Source organism: Streptomyces sp. WAC 06738 (assembly GCF_003945505.1).
Classification (GTDB): domain Bacteria; phylum Actinomycetota; class Actinomycetes; order Streptomycetales; family Streptomycetaceae; genus Streptomyces.
In genome coordinates this window covers 2,428,863-2,453,895 of record NZ_CP029618.1, presented here as the reverse complement: position 1 = coordinate 2,453,895, position 25,033 = coordinate 2,428,863, and the positions used below count along the sequence as shown (strand labels likewise).

General features: G+C 73.2%; 20 protein-coding genes. 12 read left to right on the top strand and 8 right to left on the bottom strand.

From position 1 onward, the window contains the following. Nucleotides 1-105: 105 nt before the first annotated feature. A complete protein-coding gene (locus DMB38_RS10260) occupies nucleotides 106-333 on the bottom strand; it encodes a cation transporter (protein ID WP_125934909.1) in 228 nt (75 codons plus the stop codon). 96 nt (nucleotides 334-429) lie between these two features. Continuing rightward, the gene (locus DMB38_RS10255; protein ID WP_125934908.1) at nucleotides 430-1,098 is read right to left on the bottom strand and encodes a TetR/AcrR family transcriptional regulator; all 669 of its coding nucleotides are present in this window, start codon (nucleotides 1,096-1,098) and stop codon (nucleotides 430-432) included. Nucleotides 1,099-1,230: 132 nt separating this feature from the next. On the opposite strand from DMB38_RS10255, the gene DMB38_RS10250 reads away from it, so the two are divergent. Further along, a complete protein-coding gene (locus DMB38_RS10250) occupies nucleotides 1,231-3,546 on the top strand; it encodes an MMPL family transporter (protein ID WP_125934907.1) in 2,316 nt (771 codons plus the stop codon). A gap of 43 nt (nucleotides 3,547-3,589) precedes the next feature. On the opposite strand, the gene DMB38_RS10245 is transcribed toward DMB38_RS10250, so the two are convergent. Further along, complete coding sequence (locus DMB38_RS10245; protein ID WP_047015878.1) at nucleotides 3,590-3,790, bottom strand: MerR family transcriptional regulator; 201 nt, start codon at nucleotides 3,788-3,790, stop codon at nucleotides 3,590-3,592. Nucleotides 3,791-4,022: 232 nt separating this feature from the next. On the opposite strand from DMB38_RS10245, the gene DMB38_RS10240 reads away from it, so the two are divergent. The 5 genes from DMB38_RS10240 to DMB38_RS10220 all read left to right on the top strand — a co-directional run bounded on the left by DMB38_RS10240 (nucleotide 4,023) and on the right by DMB38_RS10220 (nucleotide 11,831). After that, nucleotides 4,023-5,516: a CoA-acylating methylmalonate-semialdehyde dehydrogenase gene (locus tag DMB38_RS10240; protein WP_125934906.1), complete on the top strand. Its 1,494-nt coding sequence runs from the start codon at nucleotides 4,023-4,025 to the stop codon at nucleotides 5,514-5,516. A 294-nt stretch (nucleotides 5,517-5,810) separates the two neighbouring features. Beyond that, nucleotides 5,811-7,418 (top strand): von Willebrand factor type A domain-containing protein, encoded by a 1,608-nt coding sequence (locus DMB38_RS10235; RefSeq protein ID WP_125938934.1) that lies wholly within the window; start codon nucleotides 5,811-5,813, stop codon nucleotides 7,416-7,418. Between the two features lie 230 nt (nucleotides 7,419-7,648). Then, nucleotides 7,649-8,767: a helix-turn-helix domain-containing protein gene (locus DMB38_RS10230; RefSeq protein WP_125934905.1), complete on the top strand. Its 1,119-nt coding sequence runs from the start codon at nucleotides 7,649-7,651 to the stop codon at nucleotides 8,765-8,767. Nucleotides 8,768-8,942: 175 nt separating this feature from the next. Continuing rightward, the gene (locus tag DMB38_RS10225) at nucleotides 8,943-9,674 is read left to right on the top strand and encodes a VTT domain-containing protein (protein WP_125934904.1); all 732 of its coding nucleotides are present in this window, start codon (nucleotides 8,943-8,945) and stop codon (nucleotides 9,672-9,674) included. A gap of 84 nt (nucleotides 9,675-9,758) precedes the next feature. Next, nucleotides 9,759-11,831 (top strand): APC family permease, encoded by a 2,073-nt coding sequence (locus DMB38_RS10220; protein WP_125934903.1) that lies wholly within the window; start codon nucleotides 9,759-9,761, stop codon nucleotides 11,829-11,831. 82 nt (nucleotides 11,832-11,913) lie between these two features. Here DMB38_RS10220 and DMB38_RS10215 read toward each other — a convergent pair whose 3' ends face one another. From DMB38_RS10215 to DMB38_RS10205, 3 genes are all read right to left on the bottom strand, one after another. Then, nucleotides 11,914-13,245, bottom strand: a complete 1,332-nt coding sequence (locus tag DMB38_RS10215) for a hypothetical protein (protein WP_125934902.1) — start codon at nucleotides 13,243-13,245, stop codon at nucleotides 11,914-11,916. Between the two features lie 178 nt (nucleotides 13,246-13,423). Further along, nucleotides 13,424-14,152 carry a cupin gene (locus DMB38_RS10210; protein WP_125934901.1) on the bottom strand — a complete coding sequence of 243 codons (729 nt, stop codon included), beginning with the start codon at nucleotides 14,150-14,152 and terminating at the stop codon, nucleotides 13,424-13,426. A 276-nt stretch (nucleotides 14,153-14,428) separates the two neighbouring features. Further along, nucleotides 14,429-15,289, bottom strand: coding sequence for a polysaccharide deacetylase family protein (locus DMB38_RS10205; protein ID WP_125934900.1), 861 nt, complete (start codon nucleotides 15,287-15,289; stop codon nucleotides 14,429-14,431). Nucleotides 15,290-15,686: 397 nt separating this feature from the next. Between DMB38_RS10205 and DMB38_RS10200 the strand changes: the two genes are divergently transcribed. Together DMB38_RS10200 and panD are read left to right on the top strand one after the other, a co-directional pair. Then, the gene (locus tag DMB38_RS10200; protein WP_125934899.1) at nucleotides 15,687-16,826 is read left to right on the top strand and encodes a site-2 protease family protein; all 1,140 of its coding nucleotides are present in this window, start codon (nucleotides 15,687-15,689) and stop codon (nucleotides 16,824-16,826) included. A 182-nt stretch (nucleotides 16,827-17,008) separates the two neighbouring features. Continuing rightward, the gene (gene panD / locus DMB38_RS10195; protein ID WP_047015869.1) at nucleotides 17,009-17,428 is read left to right on the top strand and encodes an aspartate 1-decarboxylase; all 420 of its coding nucleotides are present in this window, start codon (nucleotides 17,009-17,011) and stop codon (nucleotides 17,426-17,428) included. Between the two features lie 86 nt (nucleotides 17,429-17,514). Here panD and DMB38_RS10190 read toward each other — a convergent pair whose 3' ends face one another. Then, the gene (locus DMB38_RS10190) at nucleotides 17,515-18,060 is read right to left on the bottom strand and encodes a YceI family protein (protein ID WP_125934898.1); all 546 of its coding nucleotides are present in this window, start codon (nucleotides 18,058-18,060) and stop codon (nucleotides 17,515-17,517) included. 112 nt (nucleotides 18,061-18,172) lie between these two features. On the opposite strand from DMB38_RS10190, the gene DMB38_RS10185 reads away from it, so the two are divergent. Continuing rightward, entirely contained in the window at nucleotides 18,173-18,742 is a 570-nt protein-coding gene (locus DMB38_RS10185) for a MarR family transcriptional regulator (RefSeq protein WP_125934897.1), read from the top strand. 111 nt (nucleotides 18,743-18,853) lie between these two features. Here the strand turns inward: DMB38_RS10185 and DMB38_RS10180 are convergent, their stop codons facing one another. Beyond that, entirely contained in the window at nucleotides 18,854-19,816 is a 963-nt protein-coding gene (locus tag DMB38_RS10180) for a M28 family metallopeptidase (RefSeq protein ID WP_125934896.1), read from the bottom strand. 221 nt (nucleotides 19,817-20,037) lie between these two features. Here DMB38_RS10180 and DMB38_RS10175 point away from each other — a divergent pair, with 221 nt between their 5' ends. The 3 genes from DMB38_RS10175 to DMB38_RS10165 all read left to right on the top strand — a co-directional run bounded on the left by DMB38_RS10175 (nucleotide 20,038) and on the right by DMB38_RS10165 (nucleotide 25,030). After that, nucleotides 20,038-20,784, top strand: a complete 747-nt coding sequence (locus tag DMB38_RS10175) for a polyphosphate--glucose phosphotransferase (RefSeq protein ID WP_125934895.1) — start codon at nucleotides 20,038-20,040, stop codon at nucleotides 20,782-20,784. A gap of 84 nt (nucleotides 20,785-20,868) precedes the next feature. Next, nucleotides 20,869-22,647, top strand: a complete 1,779-nt coding sequence (locus DMB38_RS10170; protein ID WP_125934894.1) for a BCCT family transporter — start codon at nucleotides 20,869-20,871, stop codon at nucleotides 22,645-22,647. A gap of 148 nt (nucleotides 22,648-22,795) precedes the next feature. Continuing rightward, nucleotides 22,796-25,030, top strand: coding sequence for an MMPL family transporter (locus tag DMB38_RS10165; RefSeq protein ID WP_125934893.1), 2,235 nt, complete (start codon nucleotides 22,796-22,798; stop codon nucleotides 25,028-25,030). Nucleotides 25,031-25,033: the final 3 nt, after the last annotated feature.

The following is a 25,033-nucleotide window of genomic DNA, read 5'->3' as shown; positions in this document are numbered from 1 at the left end:
TAAGTCACTCGCCCAGGGTCGCGCAACCGGCGGCTCCGCGCGCCGACGCCGCCCCCGCGTCGCGCGTGCGGATGCGGGGGCGGCGTTCGCCGCGGACCGTACGGCTCAGGCCGTGCCGGTCAGTTCGTACCCGGCCTCGTCGACCGCGGCGCGCACCTTCTCCTCGTCGAGCGGGGCGGCGGAGGTGACGGTCACCTCGCCGGTGGCGGCCGCGGCCTTGACCGAGGAGACGCCGTCGAGTTCGGAGATCTCGGCGCTCACGGCGCCCTCGCAGTGGCCGCAGGTCATGCCGGTGACCTTGTAGACGGTGGTGACGGAGGTCTGAGCGCTCATGGGAGTCTCCCTTGTCGACGGTGGGCGCAGCCGTGTCCTGCTCCCTGCACTCCACAGTATACCCCCTAGGGGTATTTTCCCGCGCTGATCCCGCGGTCAGCCCGGCGGGGCTATGGCGTCGGTGCCGACGACCGGCGCGAGGTAGCCGAACAGGGCCCGCTTGATCTCCCCGCGGTACGGCTCCCGTTCGGCCTCCCCGGCGGTCATGAACAGCTCCAGACCCGCCTTGAAGATGCTGAACGACATGGCGGTGGTGCGGGCGATCTCGGTGCCCGAGAGCTCCGGGGCGCGCAGGGTGAGCATGCCCTCGACGGCGGCCACGATCGTCGTGTGCACCGCCTCGTGCTCCTCCGCGACCAGGCCCGGGGCGTCCGCGCTCTGCAGCAGCACCTCGAAGCCGGGGTTGGCGGCGCAGAAGTCGATCACCGGGTCGAGGGCGGCGTCGAGCATCGCGCCGAGCGGGAGTGCGGCGTTGGCGGGGGTGAACGCCTCGCTGTTCGTCTCCTGGAGTTCGTGGTTGTAGCGGCGGCCCAACTCGACCGCCACCGCCTCCTTGTTCGGGAAGAACTGGTACAGCGTGCCGGGGGAGACGCCGGCCTCGCGGGCGATGGCGTTCGTGGACGCGGCGGCGTATCCGCTGCGGGCGAACACGGCCGCGGCGGCGTCGAGCAACTGCTGCACGCGCCGCTCGCCGCGCGCCTGCCGGCGGCGGGGCGGCCGGTCGGCGGGGGCGTGTCCGCCGACGGCCGGTGCTGGATTCGACACGGCTATCCACAGCCTCCGGGTAGGAGTTGACAAACACGAGCGACCGCTCGCATTCTGAGTGAACGCGAGCGCGGACTCGTATTCCGGCTCGTGTCTCATTCTATTGCGCTGTGCAACGAGAGGGCGGGTCCGATGGCCGAGGGCACGAACGGGGGGACGGCCGGGGTGAGCCGCTGGACGCGGTTCGTCACGGCGCGGCCCAGGCTGTCGCTGCTGCTCGCGCTGGTCTTCACGGCGCTGGCCGTGGTGGCCGGGAGCGGGGTGGCGGACCGCATGAGCGGCGGGGGGTGGCAGGATCCTGCGTCCGAGTCGGCGTACGCCGCGGACGCGCTGGACGAGCAGTTCCCCGGCGCCCGGCCGAACCTGCTGCTGCTCGTGGACAGCGGCCGGCCGGACGGGGTGGACGACCCCGCCGTCGCCGCCGAGGCGGAGCGGCTGGCCGGGCGGCTGGCGGCGGTGGACTCCGTCGAAGGGGTGACGTCGTACTGGGCGGCGGCCCGGGCCGCAGGACAGGCGGAGGCCGGCCCGGCCGAGGGCGCGGCAGGCGCGGGCGAGGCGCGGGGCGCGGCGGCCGCGGCCGCCGGACTGCGGTCCGAGGACGGCAGCGAGGCGCTGATCGCCGCGCGGATCACCGGGGACGAGACGCGCAACAGCGAGGTCTTCGACGAGCTGGCACCGGACTTCCGCGGTGAGCACGGCCCGGTCGAGGTGCGCCTCGGCGGGCAGGCCGCGATCTACGACGAGTTGCAGGGCACCATCCAGGAGGACCTGCTGCGCGCCGAGATCATCGCCCTGCCGGTGACGCTCCTGCTGCTCATCGTGGTCTTCGGCAGCGCGGTCGCCGCGCTGCTGCCGCTGGCCGTGGGCATCATCGCCATCCTGGGGACGAACGCGGTGCTGCGCGGCATCACCGAGTTCGCGGACGTGTCGGTCTTCGCGCAGAACCTGACCACGGCCCTCGGCCTCGGACTCGCCATCGACTACGCACTGTTCATCGTCCGGCGCTACCGGGAGGAGCTGGCGGCGGGCGCGGATCCGCTCGGCGCGGTGGGCACCACGCTGCGGACCGCCGGCCGCACGGTGCTGTTCTCGGCGCTGACGGTCGCGGTGTCGCTCTCGGCGATGCTGCTCTTCCCGCAGTACTTCCTGCGCTCGTTCGCGTACGCCGGGATAGCGGTGGTGCTGCTGGCCGCGGTGGCGGCGCTGACGGTGCTGCCCGCCGCGCTGGTGCTGCTCGGCCCGCGGGTCAACGCCTGGCGCATCCTGCCCAAGCGGGGCGGCGGGGTGCCCGGCGGCGCCGAGAGCGGCCGCGGCTGGGCGCGGCTGGCCAAGGTCGTGATGCGCCGGGCGCCTGTCTTCGCGGTGCTCACGACCGGCGGGCTGATGCTGCTCGGACTGCCGTTCCTGGGAGTGCAGTTCGGTACGGCGGACGACCGGCAGCTTCCCGGGTCGGCCGAGTCCCACGTGGTGCAGGAGCACATCAGGGACGGCTTCCCCGGTACTCCCGGCGGGACGATCGAGATCTACGTCGAGGGCGGCCCGGCCGCCGCGGAGCTGGCCGCGTACCAGGAGCGGATCGCCGCGCTGGACGGGGTGGAGCGGGTCGACGGCTCCGCGATGAACGCCGGGGCCGGCTATCTGACCGTGACCGCCGAGGGCGAGGCGGTGGAGGCGTCCAGCCAGGACCTGGTGCGCGACATCCGGGACTTGGGGCCGCCGTTCGAGGCGTCGGTCGCCGGCTCGGCCGCCGACCTGGTGGACGCCAAGGACTCCATCCAGTCCGTCCTGCCCTGGGCAGCCCTCATGATCGTGCTGGCCACGCTGATCCTGCTCTTCCTCCTCACCGGCAGCGTGCTCATACCGTTCGTGGCCGTCGTGCTCAACGCGCTGAGCCTCACCGCGATGTTCGGCGCCATCGTGTGGGTCTTCCAGGACGGCAACCTGTCCGGGGTGCTGGACTTCACCGCCACCGGCGACATCGAGACGACGCTGCCGGTGCTGATGTTCTGCGTCGCCTTCGGCCTGTCCATGGACTACGGCGTCTTCCTGCTCTCCCGCATCAAGGAGGAGTACGACCGCACCGGGGACCGGGACGGGGCCGTGGTCTTCGGGCTGCGGCGGACCGGCGGGCTCATCACCGCGGCCGCGGTGATCCTCGCGGTGGTGATGTTCGCGATAGGCACCTCCCGGGTCACCAACACCAAGATGCTGGGCATCGGCCTCGCGCTCGCGGTGCTGATGGACGCGATGGTGGTGCGCGGGCTGCTGGTGCCGGCGGTGCTGAAGCTGACCGGGGCCGCCACGTGGTGGGCGCCCGGGCCGCTGCGCCGGTTCCACGAGCGCGTCGAGCGCAGCGGATTCGGCGAAGGCGGGCCCCGGGCGGCCGGTCAGGAGGAGGAGCGGCCGGCGGAGAAGTCCGACGACCTCACGCCTATCGGCGGGCGGTGACACCCGCCGGCCCGGGGAGCCGGCCCGGCCGCGGGGCGGGGCGTCACCGGCGGCCGCGGCGGGTGCGGCTGCTGGGCCGCTGGGCGACCCAGGCGCGCACCGTGTCCGGGTACCAGTAGGGCTTGCCGTGCTCGACGACGTCGGGCGCCGGCAGCATCCCGTGCTTCCGGTACGACCGCACGGTCTCGGTCTGCACGCCGATGTGTGCCGCGATCTCCTTGTACGACCACAGACTGTCCGTCATCTCTGTACCTCCCGGCGGGGCGCCGGGGCAGCGCCCCTGGTGATCAGTGACCCTGTGCCCGCCGGGAGACCCCCTCCGACCCTCGCCGGGGGGTTGTCGAGCACCTGTGGTGGGGAACCGACGTAACCGTGACATTGGTGACGAGACACGCACGCGGCGTGATCGACGCATGATTGACACGGCTCCTCGGCGGCGGTTAGACCGAAACCGTTGCTGGACGAAGGGATTGCCCATGAAGACCATCGGCCACTGGATCGGCGGCAAGGCAGTCGAGGGCGCGTCGGGACGGTCGGGGCCGGTCTACGACCCCGCCACCGGGGCGCAGGCCGCCGAGGTCGCGTTCGCCTCCGCCGCCGAGGTGGACGCCGCCGTCGCCGCCGCCCGCGAGGCGTTCGCGGAGTGGGGCGTGTCGTCGCTCGCGCGGCGCACCGCCGTGCTGTTCCGCTTCCGCGAACTGCTCGCCGCCCGCCGCGAGGACGTCGCCCGGCTGATCACCGCCGAGCACGGCAAGGTGCACTCCGACGCCCTCGGGGAGGTGGCCCGCGGGCTGGAGATCGTCGAGGTCGCCTGCGGCATTCCGCAGTTGCTCAAGGGCGAGCTGTCCACGCAGGTCTCCACCCGTATCGACGTCGCCTCGATCCGCCAGCCCGTCGGCGTGGTCGCGGGCATCACGCCGTTCAACTTCCCCGCGATGGTTCCGATGTGGATGTTCCCGCTGGCCATCGCCTGCGGCAACACCTTCGTGCTGAAGCCCAGCGAGAAGGACCCGTCGGCCTCCGGGCTGCTCGCGGAGCTGCTCGCCGAGGCGGGACTGCCGGAGGGGGTCTTCAACGTCGTCCACGGAGACAAGGAGGCCGTCGACCGGCTGCTGGAGCACCCCGACGTCGCCGCGCTCAGCTTCGTCGGCTCCACCCCGATCGCCCGGTACGTCTTCACCACCGGCACCTCCCACGGCAAGCGCGTCCAGGCGCTCGGCGGCGCGAAGAACCACATGCTGGTGCTCCCCGACGCCGATCTGGACGCGGCCGCGGACGCCGCGGTCTCGGCGGCGTACGGGTCGGCGGGGGAGCGCTGCATGGCGGTCTCCGCGGTGGTCGCGGTCGGGGACACGGGCGACGAGCTGGTGACGAAGATCGCCGAGCGGGCGCGCAAGGTCCGTATCGGCCCCGGCGACGACCCCGACTCGGAGATGGGCCCGCTCATCACCCGCGAGCACCGCGACAAGGTCGCCGGCTATGTGCGGGGGGCCGCGGCGCAGGGCGCCGAGGTGGTCGTGGACGGCACGGGCTACACCGTTCCCGGCCGCGAGGACGGCCACTGGATCGGGGTCAGCCTGCTGGACCGGGTGCCGGTGGAGTCCGAGGCCTACCGGGACGAGATCTTCGGGCCGGTGCTGTGCGTGGTGCGGGCGGAGACGTACGAGGAGGGCGTGCGGCTCGTCAACGGCTCGCCGTGGGGCAACGGCACCGCCATCTTCACCCGCGACGGCGGCGCCGCGCGCCGCTTCCAGCTCGAGGCCACCGCCGGGATGGTCGGCGTGAACGTGCCGATCCCGGTGCCCGTGGGCTACCACTCCTTCGGCGGCTGGAAGGACTCCCTCTTCGGCGACCACCACATCTACGGCGAGGACGGCGTCCGCTTCTACACCCGGGCGAAGGTCGTCACGACCCGCTGGCCCGACCCCGCTGACGGCGGCGTCGACCTGGGCTTCCCGACGTCCCGCTGAGACCGGTGCCGCCGTTGGGGAGGCAGATCGTGCGGCCGGGGGTACTTTGCGGGTAACGGTGCGACATGTCTGCGGCATCGGGATCCGGACGGTCCCGGTGTTCCGCACCGCCTCCACCATCAACCGTCGTGTGTGCGAGGAGCTGATGCCGTGTCACTGATGCCCCGGGCCGGGATCCGCGAGTCGACGGAGTAACGGCACCGAATCGCCCCCTCCTTCGTCACAGTCCCGATGAGGACGGCACGAGGGAGGGGCGCGATGAGACGCGCGGTGCTCACAGGACTGGCAGGAATGATGACGGTGCCGCTGTTGCTGACGGGCTGCAGCGGGGGCGGGGGCGATACGAGCGACAAGCAGGTGTCCCATGACCGGGCCGGCGGCGGGAGCGCGCCGCTGCCGGCTCCCGCGGCGCCCTCCGCGGCCCCGGGGGGTGCGTACGACGCCGCGCCGGAGGCCGCGGGCAAGGAACGGGCGGACTCCTTCGTACCGGAGCCCGACATGGTCTCCACCTTCGCGCTCGACGTGGACACCGCCTCGTACAGCTACGCCCGCCGCACGATCGACAGCGGGGCGCTGCCGCAGCCGGACACCGTGCGCCACGAGGAGTTCATCAACAGCTTCAGCCAGGACTACCCCGCGCCCGAGGACGACGGCTTCTCCGTCACCGCCGACGGCGCCCGCACGGCGGACGACCGCTGGTCGCTGATGCGCGTGGGGCTGGCGACCCGCCCGGAGAGCAACGAGTACGGCACGCAGGCGCGCCGGCCCGCCGCGCTGACCTTCGTCGTGGACGTCTCCGGCTCGATGGCGGAGCCCGGCCGGCTCAGCCTCGTACGGGAGGCCCTGCACACCGCGGTCGACGAGCTGCGCGACGACGACGCGCTGGCGCTCGTGGCGTTCAGCGACGAGGCCCGTACGGTGCTGCCGATGACGGCCGTCGGCGGGGCGGAGGACCGTATCCACGACGCGGTCGAGGAGTTGCAGCCCACCGAGAGCACCAACCTCGAGGCGGGCGTGGCCCGCGGCTACGACGAGGCGGTCGACGGCCACCGCAAGGGCGCCACCAACCGCGTCGTCCTGCTCTCCGACGCCCTCGCCAACACCGGCGCCACCGACGCGGAGACGATCCTCGACCGCATCGCCGCGGCCCGGGAGGACTACGGCATCACCCTCTTCGGCGTCGGCGTCGGCAGCGAGTACGGCGACGCGCTGATGGAGCGGCTGACCAACCAGGGCGACGGCCACACCGCCTACGTCTCCGGGACCACCGAGGCCCGCAAGGTCTTCGTCGAGGACCTGCCGCGCAACGTCGACCTGCGCGCCCGGGACGCCAAGGCGCAGGTCGTCTTCGACGCGGACGCCGTCTCCGACTACCGGCTGATCGGCTACGACAACCGCCAGGTCGCCGACGAGGACTTCCGCAACGACGCCGTCGACGGCGGCGAGGTCGGCCCCGGCCACACCGTCACCGCGCTCTACGCCGTCCGGCTCGCCGAGGGCGCCTCGGGCAGCGTCGCGACGGCCACCGTGCGCTGGCTCGACCCCGACACCCGCGCCCCGCACGAGGAGTCCAGCACCGTCGACGCGGGCGCCCTCACCGGCGACCTGTGGGGCGCGGCCCCGCCCCGGCTGCAGCTCACCGCGCTCGCCGCCTACTTCGCCGACGCCCTGCGCGGCGGCTCCGGCGCCGGCACCACCCCGACCCCCACCCCCGAGCCGTACGAGGACGGCAAGGAGAAGGAGGGCGCCGGTACCACGGGCGCCGGGTACCTGCCGCTGCCCGGGGCACCCACGGTCGACGACCTCGCCGGCCACGCCGAGGACCTGGCCGCCGAGACCGAGGACCCGGCCGTGGGCGACCTCGCCGAGACCGTCCGGCGGGCGGTCGAGCTGACGGGCTGAGGCAGAGGCTCCGCGGACGCGCCGGGAGGCCGGCGGACCGGCTCCGCGGACGAGGCGGCAGGCGGACTCGCCGGCCGGGCCGGGGCGGCGGGAAGCGGGTTCCCGCCGCCCCGGCCGCGTACGGGCCGCGCTTTCCCGCCCGAACCGCCGTGACGTACTCTTGGCGCCACATTTCCGGGACCCGGCAGCGACCGCGGTGTCCCGTCTCCAGGATCCGGCAACCGGGAGCGGTGGTGGCGCGAACGCGCGTGGCGGGGTCACCCCCCGATGTCCTCGTCGGCTACGCGGACCTGCTGGCCGACGTGTCCGCCACCGGCCGGCTGCTGCGCCGCCCCGAGCTGGACGCCCTGCGCGAGCTGGGCGAGCAGGCCGCCGAGTCGGGACGCAGCCTGCGCGAGCTGGTCGCGGGACACCTCGCCGAGACCCGCCGTACCTGGGCCGCCCTGCCCGGCGTGGCCAGGGCCGCGAGCGCCGCCGAGCGCGCCCGCAGCGGCGACGCCGTGCTGGCCGCGGTCGAGGCGGCCGTGAGCGCGCTCGGCGAGGGCCACGAGCGCGCCCAGCGGCTCGCGGTCCGGCAGGAGGAGGCCGAGCGCCGCGAGTTCGTCGACGACCTGCTCTACGGCCGCAGCGACCTCGGCCGGCTCGCCGAGCGCGCGGAGCGCTTCGGGCTGCGGCTGGCCCGCGCCCACGCCGTCGCGGTCGCCGCCGGCGAGGAGCCCTTCGCCGACGTCCACCCCCTGGTGCGGCGCATCGAGCGGGAGCTGCTGGGCCGCTTCGTCGAGCGCGACGTGCTGCTGACCACCAAGGAGGGCCGGCTCGTCTGCGTCGCCGGCAGCAGCGAGCGCGCCCTGCTCGACGCCTTCGCCAAGGTGGCCCTGGAGCCGGGCAGCGGCTATGCCGGCGCCACCCGCGTCGCCATGGGCCGCGAGCACGCGGGCCCCGGCGGGGTCGTACGCAGCTACGAGGAGGCCCTCGGCGCGCTCGACATGGCCGCCGTGCTCGGCCTCGCGCAGCCCGTGCTGCGGGCCGCCGAGCTGCTGGTCTTCCCCGTGCTGCTGCGCGACCGGGCCGCGATGGCCGATCTGGTACGGACCGTCCTCGGCCCGCTGACGCAGGCCCGCGGCGGCGCCGAGCCGCTGCTCGCCACGCTGCAGACGTGCGCCGCCGCCGGCTACGTCAACGCCGAGGCCGCCCGGCGGCTGGGCGTGAGCGTGCGGACGCTGTCGTACCGGCTGGACCGGATACGCACCCTCACCGGCTACGACGTGGCGGACTCCCTGCACCGCTACACCCTGGAGACCGCCGCCATGGGCGCCCGGCTCCTCGGCTGGCCGGAGGAGCCGGTCTAGCCCCGCGCCGCGGCGAGCCCGCGGCCCTCCCACCAGGCCCCCGCCGCCGCTCCCGCCCGCCTCCCCGCCCCTGCGCGCCGCGTCCGGAACCGGACGCACCCGGCTTGCGTTCTCCCCCGTAGGTGGCCCACTCTTCTCCCTGCCGCCCGTCCCAGATGTCTGGAGTCCCGAACCCATGAACACGCTCGCGCTCGGACCCGGATGGCTGGATCCCGACTTCCTGATCGACAAGTTCGGCGTGCTCGGCGTGCTCGTGATCGTCTTCGCCGAGTCCGGGCTCCTCATCGGGTTCTTCCTGCCGGGCGACTCGCTGCTCTTCACCACGGGCCTGCTGATCACCTCGGACGTGCTCGACTTCCCGCTGTGGCTGATGTGCGTGCTCATCGCCGTCGCGGCCGTCGTCGGCGACCAGGTCGGCTATCTCTTCGGCCGGAAGGTCGGCCCGGCCCTCTTCAACCGCCCGGACTCCAGGCTCTTCAAACAGGAGAACGTGCAGAAGGCGCACGAGTTCTTCGAGAAACACGGCCCGAAGTCGCTGGTCCTCGCCCGCTTCGTGCCCATCGTGCGCACCTTCACCCCGATCATCGCCGGCGTCAGCCGGATGAACTACCGGCAGTTCGTCGTCTTCAACGTCATCGGCGGCGTCCTCTGGGGCGTCGGCGTCACCCTTCTGGGCGCCGCCCTGGGCCGGATCGACTTCGTGCACGAGAACATCGAGGCGATCCTCATCGGCATCGTGCTGCTGTCGGTGCTGCCGATCGTCATCGAGTACCTGCGCGCCCGCAGCCGCGCCAAGAAGGCGCCCCCGGCGGGCCCTTCCGCGGACGAGCCGGAGGGCCACCCGGCCACCCCCGCCGCCGACGGCGGCGACGGCGGGCCGCAGCGCGGGCGGCACGCCCGGCGTTAGGGTCGCGTCAAAACATCGGCGCCGTCCTGGACAAAGCGCACTTCGCTGCCCAGAGCGGTATTTCGGATCACTTACGATCGCCCCGTGCCCAAGCTGACCGAACTGCCGAAGCGCATACTGATCGGCCGCGCGCTTCGCAGCGACCGGCTCGGCGAGACGCTGCTCCCCAAGCGCGTCGCGCTCCCGGTCTTCGCCTCCGACCCGCTCTCCTCGGTCGCGTACGCCCCGGGCGAGGTGCTGATCGTCCTGTCGATCGCCGGCGTCGGGGCGTACTCGTACAGCCCCTGGATCACCGCGGCCATCGTCGTGCTGATGGTCGTCGTCGTCGCCTCGTACCGCAAGACGGTGCACGCCTACCCCAGCGGCGGCGGCGACTACGAGGTCGCCACCACCAACCTCGGCCGCCGCGCCGGCCAGGTGGTGGCCAGTGCGCTCCTCGTCGACTACGTGCTCACCGTCGCGGTGTCGGTCTCCGCGGGCGTGGAGAACCTGGGCTCGGCCTGGGGGTTCGTCGCGGACAACAAGGTGCTCTGCGCGCTGATCGTCATCGGCCTGCTGACCACCATGAACCTGCGCGGCGTGAAGGAGTCGGGGACGCTCTTCGCCATCCCCACCTACGTCTTCGTCGGCAGCGTCCTCATCATGATCGTCTGGGGCGCCTTCCGCGCCCTCGTCCTCGACGACACGATGCGCGCCCCCACCGCCGACCTGGAGGTCCACAGCGAGCACGCGGGCGGCCTCGCCGGCTTCGCGCTGATTTTCCTGCTGCTACGGGCCTTCTCCTCCGGCTGCGCCGCGCTGACCGGCGTCGAGGCGATCAGCAACGGCGTGCCCGCCTTCCGCAAGCCCAAGAGCCGCAACGCGGCGACGACGCTGGCGATGATGGGGCTGCTGGCGATCGTCATGTTCGTCGGCATCATCGTCCTCGCGCTCCACACCGACGTGCGGATGGCCGAGCGGCCCGCCGAGGAACTGCTGCGGAACGGCGAGGCGGTCGGCTCCGGCTTCATCCAGAACCCGGTGATCGCGCAGGTCGGCGCGGCGGTCTTCGGCGACGGCTCGCTGCCGTTCGTCGTCCTGGCGGCGGCCACGGCGCTCGTGCTGTTCCTGGCCGCCAACACCGCGTACAACGGCTTCCCCGTGCTTGGCTCGATCCTCGCCCACGACCGCTTCCTGCCGCGCCAGTTGCACACCCGCGGCGACCGGCTGGCGTTCAGCAACGGCATCCTCTTCGTCGCCCTGCTCTCCGGGGCCCTCGTCTACGCGTTCAAGGCCGACTCCACCCGGCTGATCCAGCTCTACATCGTCGGCGTCTTCGTCTCCTTCACCTTCAGCCAGACCGGCATGGTGCGGCACTGGAACCGCGCGCTGTCCGCCGAGCACCGGCCCGACGAGCGCCGCCGCATCCTGCGGTCGCGGGCGATGAACGGCTTCGGCGCGGTGTTCTGCGCGCTGGTGCTGGTGGTCGTGCTGGTCACCAAGTTCAGCCACGGCGCGTGGATCGCGCTGGCCGGCATGCTCTTCTTCTACGTGGTCATGGCCGCCATCCGCCGCCACTACGACCGTGTCGCCCAGGAGGTCGCGGTCGCCGAGGGCGAGGCGGACGACGCGATGCCGCGTCCCGGGCACATGCACTCGATCGTGCTCGTCTCCCAGTTGCACCGCCCGACGATGCGCGCCCTGGCGTACGCGAAGCTCGTACGTTCCGACAAGCTGGAGGCGCTGACCATCGGGGTCGACGCCGAGGAGACCAGGCAGCTCCAGCAGCAGTGGGTGGACAGCGAGCTGGACGTGCCGCTCACCGTCATCGAGTCGCCGTACCGCGAGATCACCAGGCCGCTGATCGAGTACGTCAAGCGGCTGCGCCAGGAGAAGCCGGACACGGTGATCAGCGTCTACATCCCGGAGTACGTCGTCGGGCACTGGTACGAGCACCTGCTGCACAACCAGAGCGCGCTGCGGCTGAAGGCACGGTTGCTGTTCACGCCGGGTGTGATGGTGACGTCGGTGCCGTACCAGCTCGGCTCCAGCGAGCGCGCCAAGCGGCGGGCGCGGCGGAGCGCGGAGTGGCAGGCACCGGGCGCGGTACGGGGTCCGGCGCCGGCGGCGGCGCGGAAGCGGCGGGAGCCTTCGGGGCGGGAGTCGGCGGACCGGTAGCCGGGGCGGTGGCCGTCCGTCCGCCTCGGGTACGGGCGCCGTCCGGCCGGGCCGGACCTGTCGTGCGGCCGTCCCGCCGTGTTCAGAAGCCGCCGAAGCCGCCGTCCCCGAACCCCCCGCCGCCGAAGCCGCCGTCCCCGAAGTGGCCACCGCCGAAGCCGCCGCCGAAGTCGCCGGGGTCGAAGTCGGCGCCGGCGGGGTCCCCGTCCGCGTGGCCGCCCTCGCCCATGCCGTCCGCCGCCGCCCAGCCGCCCGCGGCGTACACCGCCTGCCCCAGCATCGTGCCCACGAGCAGCCCCGGGAGGAGGCCGCCGCCGAAGTAGCCGCCCGCCCAGGGGGCGTACGCCGGGCCGGCGTTCCAGTACGGCTGCGGGCCGCGGGAGGTGTGGACCGTGCGGACCATCGGCTCCTCGCCGGCGGCCAGCAGGTTCGCGTCCGCCGCGCACGCGGGTACGGTGCGCGCCGCGGAGCCCGGCGGGGTCCACTCCACGTCGTCGGTCGAAGGGCCGTGGCGGGGGTCGAAGAAGCACGGCGGGCGGCGCTCGGGGAGGGCGACGCCGGTACGGCGGGCCTCCAGGGTCGCCAGCGCGAACCACCCCTCCTCGAGTGCCTCCGTCACGCCGCGTACGTCGCCGGGGGCGCCGGCCGCGTCCATCCGGGACTTGGCCTTCTCGTACGCGTCGAGCGCCTTCTGGTAGTCCGCGCGCATCGCGTCGTCGGCGGCCGGGTCGGCGGGGTCGAAGGCGATACGGGTCATCGCCTCGCCGTAGGCGGTGATGTCCTCGTCGACGACGGTGCGCAGCCGCGCCAGCTCCGTCCTGGCCCGCTCCACGTCCCGCAGCCTGGCGCGCTGCCGGACGAAGAGGACGGCGCCGACGAGCAGCAGGAGCACGACGCCGACCGTGAGCGCCCCGGTACCGCCGATGCCCGTGCTGTCGCGCCAGCCGGACGGGGCGCTGCCGCCGGCCTGCCCGGCGGCGTCGTCGGCGAAGGTGACGAGCTGGCCGGTGGCGTCGCCGGGGTGGGCGCCGACGGCGGCGCGGCGGAGATTGTCGACGGCGCGGGCGGAGAGCACGCGATCGTCGGCGGCGGCGCCGAAGCCGTCGCCGAGGCGGACGGCGTAGACGCCGGCGATGCCGGTACGGGAGCGGAGGTTCGGCAGCACGTCGCGGGCGGCGACGTCCGAGTCCGCGGGGAGCACGGCGACGAAGACGGGGCTGTCCTCGTCCTTGATCCGGGCGGCGAGCGCGTTGGCCTGATCGACGGACATCTGGCCCCGGACGTCGGGGTGCACGTACACGGGCCGGTCGCGCAGCGCCTTGGCGGCGTCGCCGACGGGGTCCTGGGCGTGCGCGGGGGATGCCGTGAGGAGCGCGGCGAGCAGGGCGAGGAGCGGGGCCAGGAACCGGTGCATACCTGACATTCTTCTCGCGGGAGGGGCGGGCGCCACCCGGGTCGCGGCCGTTGCCGCGGTGTCAGAGGGGGCGCCTACCCTAGGGCGGGGTGTGCGGGGGACGTGGGGTGGGGGCGGCGCGGTGGTGAGGACCGCGGTCTCGGTCCGCCGTTATGTCCCCGCCGTTACGTGCCCGCCGTCACGTGCCCACCGTCACCGCGCCGTCCAGGTCGCACGCCTGGAGCCGGCCGCACATCCCGTACCGCGACTCCGCCCCCGTCCGCTGCACCGACGCCGACCGCAGATGGGCGCCGTCCGTGTGGAGCGCGGTCAGGTGCGCGTCCGTCGCCGCCGCGGCGGCGGCCGGACCCCGTTCCCAGCGCTCGCGCCAGTTGTCCAGGTGCGGCCGGACCAGCTCCACCGCCCGCGCGTGGAACGCCTCCAGCGGTGCCGGATCGCCCGCCCGCGCGGCCCCGGCCAGTTCGGCGAAGCCGGCCAGTGCCAGATCGCGGCGTGCCTGCGCGGACTTCTCCGGCTCCGCCGGGTCGAGCGCGGCGGCGCGGGCGTAGGCGTCGTCGTCGTACAGGACGTCGGACGGGAAGGGGAAGACGGCGTCGCCGGCCTCGGGCAGACCGGCGTTCTGCATGAGGACGAGGATGTCGAGCCGGCCGTCGGCGTTGACGAGCCGGTGGATGGTGCCCGGCGTGAACCAGACGACGGCGTCCTCGACCAGCTCGGTCTCGGCGTACCCTGAGGCGGTCAGGGTCTGCACGGCGCCGTGGCCGCCGAGGACGACGTACGCCTCGGTGCAGGCGAGGTGCAGATGCGGGGTGCCGCCGCGGAGGCCGTCGGGGGCCTGCCAGTCGTAGACGCGGAGCCGGGAGACGCTGACGCCGCCGGGGAGGGGCGGAAGTGCGGGATCGGCCATGGCACCAGCATGACGCAAGCGCTTTCTACGGGCCAGACCCCCGAGCCGTCCGATCTGCCGCACGGCCGCGCCGCGCCACGGGGGGCGGGTCCGCGGGCGTTGTGCCGGCGGGCGGTTCTGTCGGTGGGGGGCCTACCCTGGGGCGGGTGTGCGCGGGATATGCGGGGATGTGCCGGGTGTTCTCTGTGTGCCGTGTGTGCGGTGCGTGCCCTGTGCGCCACGTGGGAACCGGTGTGCCCGTGATGTCGGGAGTGGCCGGGGCGGGCTTTCGCTGGGCTACGCCGGCTGCACCAGCGTGTATCCCTCGTCCAGCAGCCGCGGCAGGTAGTACTCCAGCGCCCGTACCGTCGCCCACCTATTGCCCCCGCCGTCGTGCGCCAGCACGATCGCGCCCGCGTGCGCCTTCCTGAGCACGGTCCTCTCGATGAACGCCTGGTCCCGGTGGTCCCAGTCGAGCGTGTCGATGTCCCACTGGAAGGGCTCCATCTGCAGTTGCGCGCAGATCTCCAGGCTCGGCCCGTGCCACATCCCGTACGGCGCCCGCGCCACCCGCGGCGGCGCACCCAGTTCCTTCGCCACCAGCTCGCAGGTCTGCTCCAGTTCGGCGCGCACCCGCGGTGTGCTGATCAGGTCGAGCTGCGGGTGGGTGTAGGAGTGGTTGCCGACGACGTGGCCTTCGGCGGCGATCCGGCGCAGCACGTCGCGGTTCCAGGGGATGTTCTCCCCGATGACGAAGAACGTCGCGCGTGCCCCGTGGCGGCGCAGGATCCGCAGGATCTCCGGCGTCTGGGTCGCGTGCGGGCCGTCGTCGAAGGTGAGTGCGATCTTCTTGCCGGTCTCCCGGAGTGTGGTGTGCGCTGCCGCGCGCACCGCGACCGGCCGGGTGGGTCCGACGATACGGGCCATGCCGCCCGACGTCGTCATCGGCGCGGTGCCGGTGCGGCCGGCGGCCGGGCGCAGCCCGTACGAGGCGCGGCGGAGCGGCTTGCCGTCCGCCAGGCCCGTCCGGACGGCCGCCGTCCCCGATCTGGGGGCGTGCGCGTCGGGGGCGAGGGCGAGCTGGTACGCGCCGAGCAGGCCCAGGCAGAGCGCGGTGCGCCGGGACACCCCTCGCTTGGGGTATTTGTCGTATTTCATGACCAACTGCTCTCACGAGGTGGAGCCAGGGCCGGTCAGTGACACGGGGCGCCGCGCCGAAGCACCGGATCGGGCCCCGGCGAGTGGCGGGGAGATCCGGAACGCGGTAGTCACGGGGGCGCCTTGTGCGTGTCGTCCCTCCGCGGGGGCCGTCTGCGCGAGCGTCGTCCGGCGACGGCCGCCTGGCCGCGGCCGGGCCCCTGGCGGCGGCCCCCGCCGGGGCGGCGCCGCCCGTCCGCTACGCCGAATGGCCCAGGACGCGCCCCTTCGACAGCGTGCCGGAGCCGGGACCGGGCTTCACTGGAAGCGTCGATAACGGAGCCGGAGCCGGGAGCGTGGCCGTCACGAGGGCCCGCCGGACCGTCCCCGCGCCGAATGCGAGCTGAGGAGAGACGCCGTGCGGGCGACGTTCACGCTGGGGCGCATCGCCGGGATCCGGGTCGGGGTCCACTGGAGCGTGGTCCTGATCTTCGGCATCATCCTGGTCGGCCTCGCGCAGGGCCAGCTACCGGACTCGGATCCGGGCCGCCCCCGGGCGCTGTACTGGGCGGCGGGCCTGGTGGCCGCCCTGGTCTTCTTCGTCTCCCTCCTCGCCCACGAGCTGGCGCACGCCGTGGTCGCGCGGCGCAACGGCGTCGACGTGGAAGACCTCGTGCTCTGGCTGCTCGGCGGGGTGGCCCGGCTGAAGTCGGAGGCGTCGAGCCCGGGGGCGGAGCTGCGGATCGCGGGGATCGGCCCCCTGGTCAGCCTCGTGCTGGGCGGACTCTTCGCGCTGGGCACCTGGCTCCTCCACCACGCGTCCGCGCCGGAACTCGTGGTGCAGGTGATGGGCTGGCTGGCGGGCATCAACCTGCTGCTCGCCGTCTTCAACTCCCTGCCGGCCGCGCCGCTGGACGGCGGGCGGCTGCTGCGCGCGCTGCTGTGGTGGCGTACGGGGGACCGGCTGCGGGCGACCGCCGGCGCCACCGCGGCGGGCCGCGCGCTGGGCTGGCTGCTCATCGTGCTGGGCTTCGTGTGGTTCCTGAGAGGCGGCGGGTTCAGCGGCCTCTGGCTGGCGCTGATCGGCTGGTTCCTCATCGGGGCGGCCACCGCCGAGAGCAGGCAGGCGCAGTTGCGCGGTGTGCTCTCCGGTGTCCCCGTACGGAACGCCATGACGCCTGACCCGGTCGTGGTGCCCGCGAGCCTGGACGTCGCGCACCTGCTGGACAACCCGCTGTACCGGCACTCGGCGTTCCCCGTCCTCGGCGGGAACGGGGAGCCGGTCGGTCTGGTGACGCTGCGCGGCGCCCGGCACGTACGGCCCGACCACGGCGGGACGGTGACCGTGGGCGAGGTGATGGTGCCGCTGGCGGAGCTCGTCGTCGTCGGACCGGACGACTCCCTGGCCGATCTGCTGCCCCGCATGTCGCCGGGGCCCGAGCACCGCGTCCTGGTCACCGAGGAGGGCAGGCTCGTCGGGATCCTGTCGCTGTCGGACATCAGCCGGACGGTGAGGTACCTGGCCGAGACCACGCCCCGCGCGCGACAGGGCCCCTGACCGCGGGCCGCCGGCTCCTCGTCCGCCGTGGCCGTGGACGCCGTGCCGGTGCCAGTCTGTGCCCGGTGCCAGGCCGTGCGGTGGTGTCGCTCACAGTTCGCAGGCCGCGGGACCGGTGCGGTGCGGCGGCGCGGTTACCCTGGCGTCGCTCCCGTACCCCCCGACCGCAGGCGAGGCCGCACGTGTTCCGGACGATGCTGAAGTCCAAGATCCACCGCGCCACCGTGACCCAGGCCGACCTGCACTACGTCGGGTCCCTCACCGTCGACGAGGACCTCATGGAGGCCGCCGACCTGCTGGCCGGCGAGCAGGTCGACGTCGTGGACATCGACAACGGCGCCCGGCTCACCACCTATGTCATCCCCGGCCCGCGCGGCAGCGGCGTGATCGGCATCAACGGCGCGGCGGCCCGGCTGGTCAGCCCAGGCGACCTGGTGATCGTCATCAGCTACGCGACGGTGGCCGACGCGGAGGCGAAGGCGCTGCTGCCGCGGATCGTCTTCGTGGACGGCGACAACCGCCCCGTCCGGCACGGCTCGGACCCGGCCGAGGCGCTGCCCGGCACGGCAACGGTGCGGGGCGACTCCGTGGCCGGCGACTGAGCGGAAGTCACCGGCGAGGGGTCGCCCCGCACCGTGAGGGGCACAGCGGGCGGCGCCGCGGCCGCCCGCCGTCGTGTGCGTCGGCCTCAGGAACGGCCCGCCTCGATGTCCAGCGTGATCTTGATCTTGTCGCTCACCGCGGCACCGGCCGTGCCGCCGGTCACGCCGAAGTCGCTGCGGTTGATCTCGGTGCTCGCGGAGAACCCGACGACCGTGTGGCCCTCCTGCATGCCCGGCCCGAAGCCGCCGACCTCGGTCTCCAGGGTCACGGGGCGGGTCACGCCGCGCAGGGTCAGGTCGCCGTCGATCAGGTAGACGTCGTCCTTCACACGGATCCCGGTGGACTTGAAGGTCATCTCCGGGTACTTCTCGACGTCCAGGAAGTCCGCCGTGCGTACGTGGTCGTCACGCATGTCGTTGCGCGTGTTCACCGAGGAGGTCTGGATGACCGCGGTGACCTCGGACTGCAGCGGGTCCTCGTGGGTCACGATGGTGCCCTCGACATGGTCGAACGTGCCGCGGACCCGCGTGACGCCCAGGTGCCGGACGACGAACGAGACGTCGGAGTGCACCGGGTCGATGGTCCAGGTGCCGGTCTGGTAAGCGGGGATCCGGTCGGCGTGAGTGGTCATGGGGATATGCGCCTCTTCCGTAGCGGTGCCCACCACTGGGCAAGTGGTTGAACTTTCACTAAAAAGCGTAGCACTCTCTGGTTGAGGACTCAACTATAGGTATGCTGGACACATGAACGACGTACGCTGGCTCTCCGAGGACGAACAGCGGATATGGCGCCTCTTCATGGACGCGGTCCGTGACTTCAACGCGCATCTGGACCGCCAGTTGCGGCGTGACTCCGGGATGCCCGTGGCGTACTACGAGATCCTGGTGCACCTCTCCGAGGCCCCCGGGCGCAGCCTGCGCATGAGCCAGCTCGCCGAGCTGTGCCGCTCCTCGCGCAGCCGGCTGTCGCACGCGGTGGCGGCCCTGGAGAAGGCGGGGTATGTCTCCCGCTGCACCACCGACGCCGACCGCCGGGGGTCCGTGGCGCAGCTCACCGACGCCGGGTACGGCGTGCTGGAGGCGGCGGCGCCGGCGCATGTGACGGAGGTGCGCAAGCACCTCTTCGACGTACTCACGCCGGAGCAGCAGCAGCAGCTCGGTGAGATCAGCGGTGCGGTGAAGAACGGGTTGCGGCCGATCTGCGCGCAGGCGCGGGCCGAGGACGGTGAGGACGCCGAGGAGGCGGAGGTCACTGTGGAGGCCACCGCGGAGGGCGCCGCGGGCAAGGCGCGGGAAGCCGTCGCGGAAGCCTGACGCGCGCCGCCGCGTCCCGCCCCTCGGCCCGCCGCGGCGCCGGCCGCCGCGCGGGTGCCCGCCCCGCCGCCGGGGAGCGTGTCCGGAGCGGAGCGGGCAGGTGCGTACGCCTTACCCGGAGAGCGTCCATACCGCGTGCGCGAGCGCGTCGCTGTTCCGGTCGAGCGCCGTGTCGTTCACGTTCGACGTGGTGTCGCACGAGGAGTGGTAGCACCGGTCGAATGCCTGACCGGCCGTGCCGCCCCACTTCGCCGCCTGCGCCGAGGACTTCGTCCGGCTCGCGCCCGTGAAGAGCCCGCCGACCGGCACGCCCGCGCTCTTGAACGCCGCGTGGTCGGACCTGCCGTCGCCCTCGGTCTCGATCTCGGTGGGGACGCCGAGGCCGGCGTAGTAGTCCTTGAAGACCTTCTCGATCTGCGGGTCGTCGTCGTAGACGAAGTAGCCGGGGTTGGGCGAGCCGATCATGTCGAAGTTCAGATAGCCGGAGAGCGCGGCGCGGTCGGCGGCCGGCAGGTTGCCGACGTAGTACCGGGAGCCGACCAGGCCCAGTTCCTCCGCGCCCCACCAGGCGAAGCGCAGGTGCTCGCGCGGCTGGAAGCCGGACCGGGCGACGGCAAGCGCGGTCTCCAGGACGGCGGCGGAGCCGGTGCCGTTGTCGTTGATGCCGGGTCCCGAGGAGACCGAGTCAAGGTGCGCGCCGGCCATGAGGACCTGGTTCGCGTCGCCGCCGGGCCAGTCGGCGATGAGGTTGTAGCCGGTGCCGCCGCCGGCGCTGAACTGCTGGATCCTGGTGGTGAATCCGGCGGCGTCGAGCTTGCCCTTCACGTAGTCGAGCGAGGCCCGGTAGCCGGGGCGGCCGTGGGCCCGGTTGCCGCCGTTGGCGGCGGCGATGGACTGGAACTGCGACAGGTGCGCCTTGACGTTCGCGACGGGTATGTCCGGCGCCTGCTCGGGCGCGACGCGCGCCGCGGGTTCCGCGGCGACCGCGGCCGGCACGAGCAGCGCGGTCAGCAGACCGCCGGCGAGGAGCGCGGCGGCCGGCCGCGACCTGAGGCGTGCACGACGGAGGGGCATGGGTGCTCCCAACGGTGGGGGATTGTCGTGCACATGAGGCTGGCGGAGCTGTTGAGGCCGCGTCAAGAACCCATCCGGTCGCGCAAAACCGGTTATCGGACAGGTGGTGTACGCGGCCACCCGCCGTCGTACGCAGTCGCGCCCGGTCCCGCACCGGTTCGTACGACCCCTCCGGCCGTCCTCACCGGCGCCGGGCCCCCGTCCCCGTATCGTCTCTGGCTATGAACATCATGGGAGTCGACATCGGCGGCTCGGGCATCAAGGGCGCCCCGGCCGACCTGGACACGGGCACCCTCGCGGAGGAGCGGCACAAGGTGCTCACGCCGCACCCCTCGGGCCCCGACGCCGTCGCCGACGGCGTCGCCGCGGTCGTCGAGCACTTCGCCGGGCACGAGGGCCCGGTCGGCGTCACCTTCCCCGGCGTCATCACCGACGGCGTCGTACGCACCGCCGCCAACGTCGACAAGAGCTGGGTCGACGTCGACGCCGCCGCCCTCCTCGGCAACCGCCTCGGCCGCCCCGTCCACATCGTCAACGACGCCGACGCCGCCGGCATCGCCGAACTGACCTTCGGCGCCGCCCGCGGCCGTACCGGCACCGTCATCGTGCTCACCTTCGGCACCGGCATCGGCAGCGCCGTCTTCACCGGCGGCCGGCTCGTCCCCAACACCGAGCTTGGCCACCTGGAGCTGCACGGTCACGAGGCGGAGAAGCGTGCCTCCGCCAAGGAGCGCGAGGACAAGGAGCTGAGCTGGAAGCACTGGGCCCACCGGGTGCAGCGCTATCTCGCCCATCTGGAGATGCTCTTCACGCCCGAACTCTTCGTCATCGGCGGCGGCGTGAGCCGCAAGGCGGACAAGTTCCTCGACGACATCACCGGCATCCGCGCCGACGTCGTCCCCGCCGAGCTGCAGAACAACGCGGGCATCGTCGGCGCCGCGATGGCCGCCGCCGCGGCCGCGCGCTGACCCCGCCGGTCCCCGGCGCTCCGGCCGCTCTCCCCTATGGTGAGTGGGTTCTGCACACGGAGCGTAGGGAGAAGGTGACCGCACGTGCTCGACGAACGGGTGGAGACGCCCGCGGAAGGCGGCGGCGCACCGGGGCGCTCACCGCGTACCGACGCGGTGGTCTTCGGCGTCGCCGCCGCGCTGACGCTGGCGTTCGTGATCTGGGGCGCGGTGGCGACGGATTCCCTGGAGGACGTCTCCACGTCCCTGCTCAACGACACGATGCACTACGGCGGATGGGCCTTCGTGCTCGCCGCCTCCGGCTTCGTGATCTTCGCCCTGTGGCTGGCGTTCAGCCGCTACGGCCGCATCACCCTCGGCCGGGAGGGCGAACCGCCGGAGTTCCGCACGGTGTCGTGGGTGGCGATGATGTTCAGCGCCGGCATGGGCATCGGCCTGATGTTCTACGGCGTGAACGAGCCCCTCGCGCACTTCGCCACCCCGCCGCCCGACACCGTCTCCGCAAGCGCCGGTGCCGCCTCGCGGATGGAAGTCGCGATGGCGACCACCCTCTTCCACTGGACGCTGCACCCCTGGGCCATCTACGCCGCCGTCGGCCTCGCCATGGCGTACAGCGTCTTCCGCCGCAACCGCCGGCAGACCATCAGCGCCGTCTTCACCCCGCTCATCGGCCCGCGGCACGCCAACGGCGCCGTCGGCAAGGTCATCGACATCCTCGCCATCTTCGCCACCCTCTTCGGCTCCGCCGCCTCGCTCGGGCTCGGCGCGCTGCAGATCGGCAGCGGCGTCAGGGAGGTCGGCTGGACGTCGGAGGAGGTCGGCGAGGGGCTGCTGATCCTCGTCATCGGCGTGCTCACCGCCGCGTTCGTCGCCTCCGCGGTCTCCGGCATCGAACGGGGCATCCAGTGGCTGTCGAACATCAACATGGTGCTCGCCGCGCTGCTCGCCGTGTTCGTCTTCATCGCGGGGCCGACGGTCCTGATCCTCGACCTCATCCCGACCTCGATCGGGTCGTTCTTCGCCGACCTGCCGCAGATGATGGCGCGTACGGAGGCCAGCGGCGGCTCGGACGTCGCCGGCTGGCTGTCGGGCTGGACGGTCTTCTACTGGGCGTGGTGGATCTCGTGGACGCCGTTCGTCGGCATGTTCATCGCGCGCATCAGCCGGGGGCGCACCATCAGGCAGTTCGTCGGCGGCGTGATCTTCGTGCCCAGCGTGGTCAGCCTCCTGTGGTTCTGCATCCTCGGCGGCACGGCGATGCAGCAGGAGGCCCACGGGGCGGGCATCACCGAGGAGTCGACGCAGGAGGGGCAGTTGTTCGCGGTGCTGAACGCATACCCGATCGCCGGCGTCACGACGCTGCTGGTGATGGTCCTCGTCGGCATCTTCTTCGTCTCCGGCGCGGACGCGGCGTCGATCGTGATGGGCGCGCTGTCGCAGAAGGGGACACTGGAGCCGACGCGCATGGTGGTCGTCGTCTGGGGTGTGCTCACCGGCGCGGTCGCCGCCGTCATGCTGCTGGTCGGCGGCGGCGGGGACGCCGCGCTGACCGGGCTGAAGAACCTCACGATCCTCGTCGCGGTGCCGTTCACGCTGGTGATGATCGGGCTGTGCGTGGCGCTCATGCGCGACCTGCGGCACGACGAGCTGATCGTCATCGGCGAGCAGGGCGAGCAGGCGGTCGAGACGGCGGTACGGGCCGGACACCGGCACTACGACGGGGAGTTCGAGCTGCAGATCCGCGGACTCGCGCGGCGGCTGCGCGGCGGCCGGGGCCCGGGCCGGGACCGCGGCGACGGGGAAGGCGGGGGCGACGGCGGGGACACGGCGCCGGACCCCGAGGACGGCCGGCCCGCGGACTGAGCAACGGGGCCCGGCGCCCGGTGCGTACGAGCCGGCAGCCCGGCCCGTACGCACCGGGGCGCCCGGCGGGGGTCAACCGACCGGTGGACCCCCGGTTCCACCGGTCGCGGCTGTCGGGGGCAGGGGCGCGCTCGCGAGCATTTCCGGTATGAGAAATCTCCCCGTTCGCACAGCCCGCTGGAGCGCCCGGCATCCGTGGCGCGCGATCGCCGGCTGGTTCGTCTTCGTCGCCCTCTGCCTGGGCACCGGCATCGCCGTCGGCGGCAACCCCGCCACCACCGAGGACTTCCGGGTCGGCGAGGCCGGCCGCGCCGAGCAGATGGCGACGGAGGGCGGTCTGGAGCGCAAGCCCACCGAACACGTCCTCATCCGCGCCGAGTCCGGCCGCTCCCTCGACCACGCCGCCGCCCGCGCGGCCGCCCGGGACATCACCGACCGGATGGAGCGGCTTCCCGAAGTGGCGTCCGTCGCCGCGCCCGTACGCTCCGCCCACGGCGAGGCGCTGCGGGTGCCGGTCGTGCTGAAGGGGGCCGAGCTGGACGGGAAGAAGAACGTCGGGCCCTTGCTGGAGCAGACCGGGAAGGCGGCCGCGGCACACCCCGGCGTCGTCATCGAGGAGACCGGTTCGCCCGCGATCAGCAAGGGAGTCAACGAGCAGCGCGGCGAGGACCTGGCGCTCTCCGAGCGCATCTCGCTGCCCGTCACGCTCGTCACGCTGCTCGTCGTCTTCGGGTCCTTCGTCATGGCCGGCGTGCCGCTGCTGCTGGCGCTGACGTCGATCGCCGCGGCGCTCGGCCTGTCGATGCTCGCCTCCCACCTGCTGCCCGACCCCGGCGTCGGTACCAACCTGATCCTGCTCATCGGCCTCGCCGTCGGCGTCGACTACACGCTCTTCTACCTCAAGCGCGAGCGAGAGGAGCGCGCCCGCGCCGAAGGCAGGCTGTCGTCCGCCGCCCTCGTCGAACTGGCGGCGTCGACGGCCGGACGCGCCATCGTCGTCTCCGGCCTCGCCGTCATCGTCTCCACCGCCACCCTCTACCTCGCCACCGACGTCATCTTCTCCTCCCTCGCCACGGGCACGATCCTCGTGGTGGCCATGGCCGTCGTCAGCTCCCTGACGGCGTTGCCCGCGCTGCTCGTGACCATCGGCCGCCGCACCGAGCGGCGGGCCGCACGCCGGGAGGCGCGCGGGGCCACCCCGCGCCGGCGCCGGCAACGCCCCGAGCACGGCAGGGTCTTCGCCGCGCTGCTGCGGCCCGCGCAGCGGCGTCCCGCCGCCACCCTGATCGTCTCCGCGGTGGCCATGGCCGCGCTCGCCGTGCCCGCGCTCGGCATGAAGCTCGTGGACCCCGGCAAGGACACCTTCTCCCGCGACATCCCGGCCATGCAGACGTACGACCGGCTGACCGCCGCCTTCCCCGAGCTGAAGGTGGAGCACGAAGTCGTCGCCCGGGCCGCCGCGGAGCGCGCCCCCGAGGTGCGGCGGGCGCTGGCCGGGCTGGGCCGGCGGGCGTCGGCCGACCCGCTGTTCGTCCGGGACGCCGAGCCCGCGGTACGTACCTCACCGGACGGCCGGACCAGCGTGCTCGTGCTCTCCGTACCGCACTTCGCCAACTCCCGGCCCGCGAAGGACTCGCTGCGGCATCTGCGCGACGAGCACCTGCCCGCGACCGTCGGGCGGCTGGCCGGCGTCGAGACGGCCGTCAGCGGGGACGTCGCCCGCGGCACCGACTACGTGGAGGACGAGCGCGACAAGCTGCCGCTGGTCATCGGAGCCCTGCTGCTGCTCACCTTCGTGATGACGGTGATCGCGTTCCGCTCGGTGGTGATCGGGCTGCTCGGCGTCGTGCTGAACCTGCTCTCCGCCGCCGCCGCGCTCGGCGCGCTCGTCCTCGTCTTCCAGGGCACGTGGGCCGAGGGGTTGCTCGACTTCGACTCGATGGGCGCGATCGCCTCCCGGGTGCCGCTCTTCCTCTTCGTGATCCTCTTCGGCCTCTCGATGGACTACCAGGTGTTCGTGGTCAGCCGGATCAAGGAGGCCCGGGACACCGGGATGCCGGCGCGGGAGGCGGTGATCGCGGGCATCGGGGCGTCGGCGAAGGTCGTGACCAGCGCCGCGGTCGTGATGGTCACCGTCTTCGCCGGGTTCGTCGCCCTGCATCTGACCGAGATGAAGCAGATGGGCTTCTGCCTCGCGCTCGCCGTGCTGCTCGACGCGGTGGTGATCCGGTTGATGGTGCTGCCCGCGGCCCTGCTGCTCCTCGGCGAGCGGGCCTGGTGGCGGACGCCGCGCCGGCCCGCACCGCTCCCGGCGGCGGTGGTGCCGGTGCCGGTGGGCGGCGCGGACGGGGAGAGGGCCCGTACGGCCCGGAACGTACGCTGAACA

Bases quoted from the DNA above. Each gene is read 5' to 3' on its own strand.
- DMB38_RS10175 (WP_125934895.1), top strand. From the start codon at position 20,038: ATGAACATCATGGGAGTCGACATCGGCGGCTCGGGCATCAAGGGCGCC.
- DMB38_RS10245 (WP_047015878.1), bottom strand. From the start codon at position 3,790: ATGACGGACAGTCTGTGGTCGTACAAGGAGATCGCGGCACACATCGGC.
- DMB38_RS10240 (WP_125934906.1), top strand. From the start codon at position 4,023: ATGAAGACCATCGGCCACTGGATCGGCGGCAAGGCAGTCGAGGGCGCG.
- DMB38_RS10165 (WP_125934893.1), top strand. From the start codon at position 22,796: ATGAGAAATCTCCCCGTTCGCACAGCCCGCTGGAGCGCCCGGCATCCG.
- DMB38_RS10250 (WP_125934907.1), top strand. From the start codon at position 1,231: ATGGCCGAGGGCACGAACGGGGGGACGGCCGGGGTGAGCCGCTGGACG.
- DMB38_RS10190 (WP_125934898.1), bottom strand. From the start codon at position 18,060: ATGACCACTCACGCCGACCGGATCCCCGCTTACCAGACCGGCACCTGG.
- DMB38_RS10215 (WP_125934902.1), bottom strand. From the start codon at position 13,245: ATGCACCGGTTCCTGGCCCCGCTCCTCGCCCTGCTCGCCGCGCTCCTC.
- DMB38_RS10180 (WP_125934896.1), bottom strand. From the start codon at position 19,816: ATGCCCCTCCGTCGTGCACGCCTCAGGTCGCGGCCGGCCGCCGCGCTC.
- DMB38_RS10260 (WP_125934909.1), bottom strand. From the start codon at position 333: ATGAGCGCTCAGACCTCCGTCACCACCGTCTACAAGGTCACCGGCATG.
- DMB38_RS10185 (WP_125934897.1), top strand. From the start codon at position 18,173: ATGAACGACGTACGCTGGCTCTCCGAGGACGAACAGCGGATATGGCGC.
- DMB38_RS10205 (WP_125934900.1), bottom strand. From the start codon at position 15,289: ATGAAATACGACAAATACCCCAAGCGAGGGGTGTCCCGGCGCACCGCG.
- DMB38_RS10210 (WP_125934901.1), bottom strand. From the start codon at position 14,152: ATGGCCGATCCCGCACTTCCGCCCCTCCCCGGCGGCGTCAGCGTCTCC.
- DMB38_RS10235 (WP_125938934.1), top strand. From the start codon at position 5,811: ATGACGGTGCCGCTGTTGCTGACGGGCTGCAGCGGGGGCGGGGGCGAT.
- DMB38_RS10225 (WP_125934904.1), top strand. From the start codon at position 8,943: ATGAACACGCTCGCGCTCGGACCCGGATGGCTGGATCCCGACTTCCTG.